We start from the raw sequence: 11,772 nt of genomic DNA on the forward strand, positions 1-11,772 counted from the left end.
ACAAATAAAAAGAGAAACACGGCTAATCTACAGAGTTTTCCACAGATTTTGTGGATAGTTTTCAGATCTTTTGAAAGAAAATAACGTCAACAAGCCTCGCACCAAGGCCCCGCCCGCCACCTCGGTCAGAGCCAAACAAGCTCAAGTAATACAACAACTTGTTCCCTTTTTTGGGAATGACTAGAGTAATGGGCACAGAGGTAAAGGAGCCGACATGAAGATCCTGATCACCGGAGGAACCGGTTTTATTGGCCGTAAATTGGTCGCCCTACTCAAGCAACAGCACGATCTGGTGATCCTGAGTCGGGATCGCCCACGCGCCTGGCAATTACTCGGCCACGATCTCGATATCATCGACAACCTGGATCGCCTCGACAATCTGGATGGCTTCGACGCCGTGATCAACCTGGCCGGTGAACCCATCGCCGCCGGGCGATGGAGTGAAGAGCGCAAGCAGCTGCTGTGTGACAGCCGCTGGTTGCTGACCGAGCAGCTGATCGATCTGATCCAGCTCTCCGAGATCCCCCCTCGCGTCTTGATCAACGCCTCTGCCGTCGGCTGGTATGGCCGACAAGGCGCAGCCCCCATCGATGAGTCGTGCCAGCAGCCTCACCTCGAGTTCACCCATCAGCTCTGCCAACGCTGGGAATCCCTTGCCCTGCAGGCGCGCAGCAGGCAGACCCGGGTTTGTGTGCTGCGGATCGGTATCGTGCTCGGCAAAGAGGGAGGGGCGCTGGCCAAGATGCTGCTACCCTACCGGCTGGGACTGGGCGGCCCCATGGGCTCGGGGGAGCAGATGATGAGCTGGGTCCACCAGCTGGATCTCGTACGTGCCATCCTGTTTCTGCTCGAGCACGAGGAGTGCCAGGGGATCTACAACGGCACGGCGCCCCATCCGGTGAGCAATCGACAATTTAGCAAGACCCTGGCCACCGCGCTGCACCGTCCCCACCTCTTGCACGTGCCGGCCACCCTGCTGCGCCTGACCATGGGCGAGGCGAGCGATCTACTGCTGACCGGTCAGGCTGTGCTGCCAACCCGGCTGCAGGAGGCGGGGTTTCGCTTCAACTATCCCGAGCTGGCACCCGCCCTCACCGAGCTGTTGGCCTGAACCCGGTAGAGACCGCGCAGTTAGAGCGGCTGTCCCATAGTACGTAATCGTCCACTCAGGGTGCCGCCGAGCAGATGGCGGCGCCACCCCTGACCGACCAGGGTCACCAGCAGCGCCCCCAGCAGGGGCAATCCCATCCAGATCTCGGGGTGCCAGGTGGCCGAGCCAGAGAACCACCACACCTGCAGGAAGAGCACGCCGCCCTCGGCAATCAGGGCGGCGCACAGTCCTGCAACGGCGCCCGTTATCATCAACTCCCAACTCAGCATGCCCGAGAGCAAGGGCCCCGACGCACCAAGCGTGCGCATCAGGATGAGCTCACCGCGCCGCGCCGCCAGGGATGCCTGGGTCTGGGCCAGCAATACCAGCAAGGCGGCGACCGTCACCAACCCCAGCATCAGCGCCAAGGCCCGGCTCACCTGAGCCGAGACCGCAGAGAGCCGCGTGATGAGATCCTCCACATCGATGAGGCTGACGGTCGGATAATGGCGCACCAGCTCCAGCTCCGCCGATTGCGCTCCAGCGGGTAACCGATAGCTGCCCATCCAGGTGAGGTTGAAGGGCGCCAGCAGATCCGGTGAGAAGATCATGAAGAAGTTGGGACGCAAGGAATCCCAGCGGATGGCCCGCAAACTGGTCACTGTGGCCGTGAAGGCACGCCCCTCTATGGTGAAGCCGAGAGTATCCCCCAGCCGGATGCCGAGCCTGGCCGCCACCTCGGCGTCCACCGACACCTGGCCTGGGCCATGTCGCCACTCCCCGGCCGTGATGCGATTGCCAAATGGCAGGGTCTCTGTGGTGGTGAAGTTAAGCTCGCGCTCTATACCCTCGCGCCCGGGTTTGCCCCCCGAGGCCACCGCCTCGCCGGCGATGCTGGTCAGGCGGCCGCGCACCATGGGGTAGAAATCTGAGGTCTTGGCGCCGGCCTCCTTGAGCAGAGCCAGCACAGGGATGCGCTCTTCTGGCATCAGGTTGACCAGGAAGCGGTTGGGGGCATCGGCCGGCAGATGGCGGTCAATGTCACCGATGAGGTCACTGCGCACCGCCCACAGCAGCCCCAGCAGCAGCAGGGCGAGGGAGAAACCGGCCAACTGGAACAGGCCGCGTCCGCGCTCGCGAGCCATGCGCCCCACCGCCAGGCGCAGAGAACGCGGCCCACCGACCCCTCGCCCTAACCGCAGCAATAGCAGCCCCAGCAGAGCCAGCAGTCCCATCAGCAGTGCCATGCCACCGATGAGACCCAGCGCAAGCAGACCGTCTCCCATCAATCCCCACACCAACAGGAACAGGCCGAGCAGTCCCACCGGGATGGCCCAATGGCCCGCGATGTCGGCCTCGACCTCTTTACGCAGCACCCGTAGCGGGGGAATGCGCAGCAGGCGCAAGAAGGGAATGAGGGAGAGCATCAGGGTGATGAAGAGCGCCACCGCCATGGCCAGGGCGAAGGGCCGCCACGAGGGCGGTGGCAGCTCGGCAGGCAGCAGCCCCTGCAACGTCATCAGCGCTATCCCCTGCACCACCAGCCCGAGCAACAACCCTATGCCACCGCCGATCAATGTCAGGCCGAGCAACAGAGCGCCGAGCAGGCGCCACAAGGTGGCGCGCGTTGCCCCCAGGGTCTTGAGCAGGGCCACCATGCCGGTCTGGCGCTCGGCGAAGTGGCGGACGGCGATGGCCATGGCCAGTGCGCCGAGCAAGACACCGGTGAGAGCGGCCAGACGAAAGAAGCGTTCGGCATTGGCGAGCGTTCTGCCGCTGCGGCTATCGCCACTCTCGGGTGTGAGCCAGCTTATCCCTGCCTCCTTGGGCCGCGTTCGATCCAGTGCGGGCAGCTGGTCACGCCCGGCCTGTAGCAAATAGCGCCACTCCTGACGGCTTCCCGGCAGCAGGGCGCCGATACGCACCAGGTCGGCCTCATGCACCAGCGCACGTGGCGCCAACTGGAAGGGGCTGAAGCCCTGATCCGGCTCCTCCAGCAGGGTGGCCGCCACCGTAAGGGTCGCATTGCCTACCTCGACCCGATCGCCCACGCGGGCACCGAGCAGCGGCATCAGGCGGGGCGACAACCAGATAGTTCCCGGTGCGAGCGTGACGACGGGGTCCCGCTTGAGCGAGCCGTAGAATGGGAATCCTGACGGTACGGCACGCAGAGAGGCGAGTTGGAACGCCTCTTGGTGAAACAGCATGGTGTTGAAGCTCACCGTGGTCTGCACCCGAGTCCCCGCCTGCTGCCAACCATCGAGTCGCGACTGAGGGAGTGCTCTGGGGCTGACCAGCACTCTGTCGCCCCCGATAAACTCGCGTCCCGAGGCCTTGAGACCCGCATCCAGCCGGTCGGCCAGGAGCGCCACGCTCACCACGCAGGTCACACACAGGGCCAGCGCCAACACAAACCAGCGCAGCTCTCCCTGCCACCCCTCTCGCCACAACAGACGCAAGGCCAACGGCTGGGTCATGCTCCCTCCTGTGCGACGAGTCGGCCGGCTGCAATCTCCAGACGGCGGCCACAACGCTGCGCCAACGCGGGATCATGGGTCACCACCAACAGGGTGGTGCCGTGTTGCCGATTAAGTTCGAACAGGAGATCTATGATGCGCTCGCCCGTCTTGCTATCGAGGTTACCGGTCGGCTCGTCGGCGAGCAGCAGCTCTGGCTGGCCGATAAAGGCGCGCGCCAGGGCGACCCGCTGCTGTTCCCCGCCGGATAGGCGTGGTGGCAAATGATGCAAGCGGGCGCCGAGGCCCACCTGTTCGAGCAGGGTGCGAGCCCGGGGCTCGGCATCCCGCTCCCCCCGTAGCTCGGCGGGAAGCATCACGTTCTCGAGGGCCGTCAGGGTCGGCAGCAGCAGGAAGGACTGAAAAACAAATCCCAGCTGCTCTGCGCGCAGGCGCGCCCGCCCCTCCTCGTCAAGGGCGCCGAGGTCCTGCCCCTTGATGAGCACCTCACCCCGACTCGGCAGATCCAGCCCCGCCAGCAGCCCGAGCAGCGTCGACTTGCCCGAGCCGGAGGCCCCGAGCAGGGCGACCGTCTCTCCTGCCTTGACTTGCAAGGAGATCCCCTCAAGGATGGTGAGGCGCTCCTGCCCGAGGGAGACCGTCTTTTCAACACGTCTAGCTTCGATAATGGGAGTCAATGTCATGGGGCGTATCCTGATTGCCTTGTTCTGTTATTGGGGATCCATCGCACTGGTCCAGGCGCAGAGTCTGCTGATTCTGGGGGACAGCCTGAGTGCCGGCTATCAGATGCCCGTGGAGAAGAGCTGGCCAGCCCTGCTCCAGAGCCGCTGGCAGAGCGAGGGGCTGGCCCATAGAGTCATCAATGTCAGCATCAGTGGCGAGACCACTCAGGGGGCCGTGGCCCGGCTGCCAAGCCTGCTCGAGGAGCACAAACCGGACTGGGTGTTGATCGCGCTGGGCGGAAACGACGGCCTGCGCGGCTTCCCTCCCCCCGTGACCAGGCGCAACCTCAAGACGCTGATCGGGGATAGCCAACAATCCGGTGCCCAGGTTGTTCTCACCCAGATCCGGCTCCCGCCCAATTATGGTGCCCGCTACACCCGGCAATTCGAACAGCTCTATCCCGAGCTGGCACAGGCTTACCGCCTCCCGCTCCTCCCCTTCTTCCTCGATGAAATAGCATTAAGGCCTGAACTCATGATGAATGACGGCATCCATCCCAAGGCCGAGGCACAGCCACAGATAAGGGACAGGGTCGCCGAGTTTCTTGCTCCCCTTCTGGCCCCATAAAACGAAGGGGGCTTATCGCCCCCTCTTCACATGATCTGCCGCAGCCGCTCCTGCGCCACCTGCACCAGCAGGTCGGGCTGGAACTTGGAGATGAATCGATCACACCCCACCTTCTTGACCATGGCCTCGTTGAAGCTACCGCTTAGTGAGGTGTTGAGGGTGATGAAGAGATCGGACATGCGGGGATCGCCGCGCACCTCGGCGGTGAGGCGATAGCCATCCATCTCGGGCATCTCGGCATCGGTGATCATCAGCAGGATCTCGTCGGTCACCTTCTTGCCGCTGTCGCACCACCCCTTGAGCAAGTCGAGCGCCTGCCGCCCATCCTGGCACTCGATCACCTGTAGCCCCAGCTGGCTGAGGGTATCACGCACCTGGGCCCGCGCCGTGCTCGAATCATCCACGATCAATACCTTGCGGCCATTCATCTCGGGCAGGATCTCCCGATCCAGCACCTCTTCGGAGATGGTGACGTCATAGGTGAGGATCTCGGCCAGCACCTTCTCCACATCGATGATCTCGACGATCTGCTCCTTGTCTCCCTCTCGCACCCGCGTGATCGCGGTGAGGTAGTTAGAGCGGCCAGCGGTGCGCGGTGGAGGCAGGATGTCTTTCCATGTCATGTTGACGATGTGGGCCACCTGGCCGACCAGAAAGCCCTGCACGGTCCGGTTGTACTCGGTGATAATCAGATTGGACTCGGTATCGGTCTGCATGGGACGCAGACCGATGGCGCCGCGCAGATTGATGACGGGGATCGAGGCCCCCCGGATATTGGCCACCCCACAGATGTTGTGATGAGAACCGGGCATCTTGTTGAGCGGGGGAAGCTTGACCACCTCACGCACCTTGAAGACGTTGATGGCAAACATCTGGTGAGAGCCGAGCCGGAACATGAGCAGTTCCAGGCGATTTTCCCCGACCAGTTGAGTTCGCTGATCCACTGAATCCAATATGCTTGCCATACAATCACTTCCATCCGGGCTCATGACAGTCTCTAGTATAGAGTCCCCTGCGCACGAAAGTCAGACGCTTTTTCCATCATCTCCCCTGCGCCATGAAAAAAAAGCGGGGACAAAGTCCCCGCCTATCTATTTGATTTAACTATTAATAAGTGCAGAGCTGTTTCCAGCTGCCGTCGCCGGCCTTGGGTTCACTGCTGGTCCACCAGTTAGCCTGCCAGACCGCCTTGCCGTTGGTCATACGGTCACCACTGTTGGCATGATCCCCACTTGGCCAGTTGGGATATGCCTTGTAGGCAGCAGGATCGATCTTTTGGCTGCTACAGGTGGTACCACCCGGGGTTTCACCACCACCACTGCTCCCCATGACCGCCTCAGGCAAGCCCGGGAAGTCACTCTTGAGACCGATGGTCTGGCTACCGCTCACGATCCGAACTCCGCTCGGCACGCCGGCGGCCGGCAGATAATAGGTCATCGCCACTTCCACATCGCTGCCCGGAGTCCAGGCCTTCCAGCTCGGCAGTGTCATGGCTACCTTGTGGAAGTCTTTCTCATTGGCGATACCGTCGGAGTTCTTGTTACCGCCACTCTCTACCACCTTCAGACCCATGCCACTCTGATCTGTGATGGTATCCGAGGTCGAGGTGGGAACCAGGAACTCGATGCGCGCGCCGCCCGGTATGGTCTGAGTCGAGCGGTTGGTCAGTTTCAGGGTCGGGTTGATGGGATAGTTGGAGTCCCCCTCCTTGAAGCCAGTCAGGCTGACGCCGATATCAAGCTGAGTGGTGGGTGCCGGCAGCGCGTTCTGGCGGGGGTTGTAGGGAGTTGCCTTGGCAAACTTCTCATAGGCCAGGGTGGTCAGGGTATCCCCAATCACATACTCCTTCTTGACCGGATCGAAGGCATAGTCACCGGCCATCTCCCAGAACATGACGCCACCCAGGCCCTGCTTGACGATGTAGTCGAGCTTGTGGCCCATGGACTGCTCATCTTCGGTGGAGAGGAACACCTTCTTCTGCTCGTTCCAAAGCCAGGGAACCTTGGCCTTGTCGTCGAAGTAGCGCACATACTGGCCCTGGATCAGATCCTGAGGATCGTTGGGATCGAGTCCCCAGGCCTGACCGTAGCTTGGCATGCTGGTGATACCGAGGTCGGCCGCATGTTCCAGGTTCTTGGCATGCCACATGGGCACTGCGCCGGCACCTATCTCCTTGCCACTCTTGTCGAGATCGTGCCAGATGTTGTCGATACCCATGGCGCCGTTACCACACGGAATATTGCCGCCGCCGGTCCCGGGCTGACATTGATTCTGGCTCGGCAGCGCCGCCTTGCCTCCCAGGCCGTGAGTACCGCCCGTGACCCCTTGCCAACCGCGGGTGTAGTAAGGCACGCCGATGTTGATCTTGCCGGCCGCCAGGGCACCGCGGAAGTAATGGGCCGCCCAGGCCGAGTTCAGGTAGCCGATGCCGCCAAACTGACTCTGGGTGTAGACACCCCAATGGGCCAGCTCGGAGTCTTGCTTGTTATCAAACAGGGCGGCGTTGTGATCGACAAAGTGGTTCCAGGCGCCGTGGAAGTCATAACTCATCAGATTGACGTAGTCGAGGTATTGAGTGACCTGGAAGTTCTCCATACCGCGCAGCAGGTAGGCCGAGGCCGGCGAGGCGATGGTGAGCATGTACTTACGACCGTCCTCTGCACCGGCGGCATCAAGCTTCTCGCGCAGGGTCTGCATCAGTACCTTGTAGTTACCGAACAGCTTGCCACGACAGAGATTCGAAAGGGGGAAGTCGTTGGGATTGCCCGCATCCTTCATGGAGGTGGGATATTCGTAGTCGATGTCGACGCCGTCGAAGCCGTACTGGCGAATGAAGCTCACCGCCGAATCGGAGAAGGCGTTGATCCCCGCCGTGTTGACGGTGCAATCTCCCTTGGTGGTGGCGCTGTAGAAGCCACGGGTATCGGCCCAACCACCAACCGAGATCAGGGTCTTCACATCCGGAAACTGCTTCTTGTACTTCGACAACAGGTTAAAGTGGCCCTGGTAGGCAAACTCGGGATCCATCTCGGCACCCTGCACGCCCTCCCAGGTCATCTTGGTTGCGGCATCATCGACCTTGATGAGGTGGCTCTGCTCATCCACCGCCGCGAAGGCGTAGTTGATGTGGGTCAACTTGCCCCAGGGGATGTCGCTCACCAGGTAAGCGGGCAAGCCATTCTTGCCGGTACGCCACGAGGTGAAGTAACCGATGACCCGGCGGGCATGATCGTCCCCCATACACTCGTAGCCATCGGGACGATAAACCTGACGGATATCGCAGGAGAGGTTACCGCCGGTCGGGGGTAAGGCGGCCTCTTCGACGTTGACCGTCACCACGGCCGACTCACCGGAGAGATTGGCCTGATCGGTCGCCACCAGCTTGAGGGCGGCACTCCCCTTGGCATCCGGAGTCCAGCTCACCTGCCAGGGGGCCGAGGTATCCTCGCCGACCCGCTTGCCACCCACGAACAGCTCCACCTTGGCCACGTCATTGTTGGCATCGGTCACGTTGGCGCTAACCGCCACACTGCGTCCCAGGGTCACCTTGGCTCCGGCGGCTGGGCTGGCGATCGCCACCTTGGGGGCTTCCGGAGCCGTTACCGCACTCACAGTGAAGCGACTGCTGCTCTCGGCCAGCACCTTGCCATCCTTGTCCAATGCCCGCGCCTTGAGATCATGGCTGCCGCCACCCACGGCCTTCCAGGCAGCCCCCCAGGGAGCACTGGTGGCCGTCGCCACCAGCTTGCCATCGATCTGGTACTCCACCCGGGTCAGCCCAGTGGTACTCCCGCTCAGGGTCACGGCAAGAGCGACATCGGCCCCTTCGCTGACACTGGCACCGCTGACCGGTGAGCTGACACTCAGACCAATCGCCGGTGGCAGGCTTCCATCATTGAACAGACGCCAGGCATCACCCCAGGTGACGCCGACCCCAGGCTCGTAGTGGTAGGGAGAGGCGCCACACCAGCCGGAGTAGGGGAACTCCTTGCACTGGTAGAGAGCACCGGCATTGCTGACCACGTCACCGGCGCTGTAACTCTTGCCGGCTTCATAGGGAGGATAGGCAGCCTGCGCCCAGGCAGGCAGAAAAGCCACGGCGACCAGCGCCGCCAGGCGGGTAGGGACAAAGTGGTTTTGCATTTTTTCTTCCTTGTTTCTTGGCATGGTTATCCAAGGCAAGGACAGACGCGGCAGGTCCACGCAGAGGCAGACAACTGGCATTGGACTGTGCCACTGCACCCGATGAGATCCTGGGAGGCCCCGCTACCCTGGGTCATATGACCGGTAGGCCGGAAGCTTTGCGTCCCGATCTTTCGATCGGTTTGCCCTTAACCTGGGTTCCGTCAGGAACGAATCGAGTATAGAAATTGTCCACATCACCGACAATCTTTATTCGCGGCAAGAAACAACCAAAACCGTCACTCCTCATTCGAAACCCAAGCCATTTAGCAATAAAAATCAGAGTGTTGGCTTCATCATAAAACAGGTGGTCAGCACCTCCCCATCTTGCAAAAGTGTGCAGCCCATCACTGGTCAGAGCTGACGGTCATGTGACAATTCGCGCCCCTGCTCCGGCAGGGCTACGGAAATGCTAAGAAAAAATTAAAGGAAATCATCATGCAAGCAACTCGAACCCTGCTCTCACTGGCGGTGGGGCTGGCCCTGGCCGCCCCCAGCGCTCACGCCGCCTTTGTCTGCCCTTCTGATCCGGCACAACTCACCACCATCCCAACTATCCAGGGAACGGGTTCCAGCAGCGCGCTGGCAACCAAGACGGTGACGGACAAAAATGGCAATATTACCGGAGCCATCAGTCCGGATACTGTCATGGTGCGCGGTGTCGTGACCACGCTGGGTCAAAGTCTGACCAAAGGTTTCTACCTGACCGACCCGGTAGGCGATGGTAATCCGGCCACCTCCGATGGCATCTTCGTGTACCTCAACGACAGCAAGTTCGCGACCAACTATCCGGACATCAAACCGGGTGCCGAGCTCTGCCTCGAAGCGAATGTCGAAGAGTATTACGGCGGCACTCAGCTCAAGCCGACCTTCGAAGCGAGCAAAGCCCGCCTGCAAGTGACCGCTCAGGGAGCGAACATCCCCACCTCTGTACTGCAAGTCAATGAAGGCGAAACCCTGGCCCAGGCCCTCAATCGCCATGAGGGAATGCGGGTTCGCCTCGATAGCACCAGCGATCTGCGCCTGACCCGCAACTTTAGTTTCGATTACAAGGTCTATCGCAACAACGTAGAGCTCTCCCACAAGGCTCCCTTGATCAAACCGACCCAGCTGCATGTGGCCAGCGGTGCCGATGCCGTGGCACTGGCTGCCAAGAATGGTGCCAACCGCCTGGTGGTCGAGTCTGATTACAAAGCACCGGATGGGATTATCCCCTGGTTCCCGGCTCTGGATGCGGATCAGGGCTATCTGCGTATCGGCGATCAGCTCGATGGCCTGGAAGGGGTCGTTATCTACAACAAGAACGCCTTCCGCCTGGTCGTGCCGAACGATATGACCCTGACCGCCGGCAATCTGCTACGTAGCCAGGAAGAGGACCGTCAGGCCGCCCCGGCACGAGCTCCCGGCAGCGACCTGCGGGTCGGCAGCTTCAACGTGCTCAACTATTTCACCAGTGCGCCCGAGATTGGCGGCGATCTCAACGTGCTGTGCAAGGACCAGGCGGATGCCGGCACGGATAAAGGCTGTAACCGCGGCGCCAAGACTCAGGCCGAGTTCGAGAAGCAACGCACCAAGATCGCCAACGCCATCACAGAGATGGATGCCGATCTGCTCGGTCTGATGGAGATGGAGAACAACGGTTTTGGCGATAACTCTGCCATCAATAACCTGGTGACCCGTCTCAACGAACAGCAGAAGGATGCCAGCAAGCACTATGCCTATGTTCGCCTGCCTGCCGCCCTGCTGACCGGCGAGAAATTCTTCGGCGGCGACGCCATCATGGTGGCCATGCTCTATCGCCCAGCCAAGCTCACGCCAGCAGGGGATGCCGCCATCGTCAAGATGCCGGAGCAGCGTTACACGGTCGGTGGCGTCGCCAAGAGCGCCGGCCAGCGCGACTCCCTGGTACAGAGCTTCATGGTTACGGGCAGCAAGGATCCCCTGACCCTGGTGGTCAACCACCTCAAGTCCAAGGGGTCCGGTTGCTTTGAAAACGGCGATGGCAAGAGCGAGCCGGCCGATCTGCAAGGCAAGTGCACCGAGTTCCGCGTCTCCGCCGCCAAGGTGCTGGGTGAGGCGGTCAGCAAGCTGCCCGGACAGGTACTGCTGGTGGGTGACTTCAACTCCTACGCCAAGGAAGACCCGATCCGCGTCCTGACCGACTACAACCCGGCCACCAGCGAGCGCAAGATTGTCTCTGCATCCCGTACCTTTATCGGCGAGCACCCCTACGAACAAACGGGCCGCGAGGTGACCAAGAGCTATGGTCTTGTCGATCTCAACGTCAGGTTCAACAAGGAGAAGGCCATCTCCTATAGCTATGATGGCGAGCTTGGTACCCTGGACTATGCCTTGGGCAACCCGGCCCTGACCCGTCGCGTCGTCGGCGTGGCCGACTGGCATATCAACTCGTTCGAAAGCAACCTGTTCGAATACGGCACCAAGTACACCGGCTCGTTGGCCAAGTCCGACAACCCCTTCAGCGCTTCTGACCACGACCCCATCATCGTCGATCTGAAGCTGGAAGAGGCCCAACAGCCCCAGAGCAGCGGGGGTGGCAGCATAGGCCTGGGCATGCTGGCCCTGTTGCCGCTGGCCTTCTGGCGCCGTCGCCGTTAAGTAAGCAGTAAAACAAGACCCGCCATCTGGCGGGTCTTTCATTGAGCGAGGTGCGGATAAACAAAAAGGCCACCGCAATGCGGTGGCCTTCGATATGGTGGAGCTACGCGGGAT

General features: G+C 61.4%; 7 protein-coding genes and 1 riboswitch. Of the genes, 3 read left to right on the forward strand and 4 right to left on the reverse strand.

Annotation, left to right across the window (positions count from 1 at the left end):
- Positions 1-214: 214 nt before the first annotated feature.
- Positions 215-1,111, forward strand: coding sequence for a TIGR01777 family oxidoreductase (locus BN1121_RS03205; protein WP_005347602.1), 897 nt, complete (start codon positions 215-217; stop codon positions 1,109-1,111).
- Between the two features lie 20 nt (positions 1,112-1,131).
- Here the strand turns inward: BN1121_RS03205 and BN1121_RS03210 are convergent, their stop codons facing one another.
- Together BN1121_RS03210 and BN1121_RS03215 are read right to left on the reverse strand one after the other, a co-directional pair.
- On the reverse strand, positions 1,132-3,567 hold the full coding sequence (locus BN1121_RS03210) for an ABC transporter permease (RefSeq protein ID WP_005347603.1): 2,436 nt from the start codon (positions 3,565-3,567) through the stop codon (positions 1,132-1,134).
- On the reverse strand, positions 3,564-4,250 hold the full coding sequence (locus tag BN1121_RS03215) for an ABC transporter ATP-binding protein (protein WP_005347605.1): 687 nt from the start codon (positions 4,248-4,250) through the stop codon (positions 3,564-3,566). Before BN1121_RS03215 ends, BN1121_RS03210 begins: the two co-directional genes overlap by 4 nt.
- Between BN1121_RS03215 and BN1121_RS03220 the strand changes: the two genes are divergently transcribed.
- Entirely contained in the window at positions 4,249-4,857 is a 609-nt protein-coding gene (locus BN1121_RS03220; RefSeq protein ID WP_005347608.1) for an arylesterase, read from the forward strand. The genes BN1121_RS03215 and BN1121_RS03220 overlap by 2 nt on opposite strands.
- A gap of 26 nt (positions 4,858-4,883) precedes the next feature.
- Here BN1121_RS03220 and BN1121_RS03225 read toward each other — a convergent pair whose 3' ends face one another.
- Together BN1121_RS03225 and BN1121_RS03230 are read right to left on the reverse strand one after the other, a co-directional pair.
- Positions 4,884-5,822: a chemotaxis protein CheV gene (locus BN1121_RS03225; protein WP_005347610.1), complete on the reverse strand. Its 939-nt coding sequence runs from the start codon at positions 5,820-5,822 to the stop codon at positions 4,884-4,886.
- A 142-nt stretch (positions 5,823-5,964) separates the two neighbouring features.
- A complete protein-coding gene (locus BN1121_RS03230) occupies positions 5,965-9,000 on the reverse strand; it encodes a glycosyl hydrolase family 18 protein (protein ID WP_005347618.1) in 3,036 nt (1,011 codons plus the stop codon).
- A gap of 110 nt (positions 9,001-9,110) precedes the next feature.
- Positions 9,111-9,197: riboswitch (cyclic di-GMP riboswitch) on the reverse strand.
- A 280-nt stretch (positions 9,198-9,477) separates the two neighbouring features.
- Between BN1121_RS03230 and BN1121_RS03235 the strand changes: the two genes are divergently transcribed.
- Complete coding sequence (locus tag BN1121_RS03235; RefSeq protein WP_005347621.1) at positions 9,478-11,658, forward strand: ExeM/NucH family extracellular endonuclease; 2,181 nt, start codon at positions 9,478-9,480, stop codon at positions 11,656-11,658.
- The last annotated feature ends 114 nt before the right edge of the window (positions 11,659-11,772 follow it).

The sequence above is a fragment of the Aeromonas diversa CDC 2478-85 genome, from assembly GCF_000819805.1.
GTDB classification, from domain to species: Bacteria; Pseudomonadota; Gammaproteobacteria; order Enterobacterales; family Aeromonadaceae; genus Aeromonas; species Aeromonas diversa.

Coding starts and splice junctions, on each gene's coding strand:
- BN1121_RS03230 (WP_005347618.1), bottom strand. CDS start 9,000: ATGCAAAACCACTTTGTCCCTACCCGCCTGGCGGCGCTGGTCGCCGTG.
- BN1121_RS03215 (WP_005347605.1), bottom strand. CDS start 4,250: ATGACATTGACTCCCATTATCGAAGCTAGACGTGTTGAAAAGACGGTC.
- BN1121_RS03220 (WP_005347608.1), top strand. CDS start 4,249: ATGGGGCGTATCCTGATTGCCTTGTTCTGTTATTGGGGATCCATCGCA.
- BN1121_RS03235 (WP_005347621.1), top strand. CDS start 9,478: ATGCAAGCAACTCGAACCCTGCTCTCACTGGCGGTGGGGCTGGCCCTG.
- BN1121_RS03225 (WP_005347610.1), bottom strand. CDS start 5,822: ATGGCAAGCATATTGGATTCAGTGGATCAGCGAACTCAACTGGTCGGG.
- BN1121_RS03210 (WP_005347603.1), bottom strand. CDS start 3,567: ATGACCCAGCCGTTGGCCTTGCGTCTGTTGTGGCGAGAGGGGTGGCAG.
- BN1121_RS03205 (WP_005347602.1), top strand. CDS start 215: ATGAAGATCCTGATCACCGGAGGAACCGGTTTTATTGGCCGTAAATTG.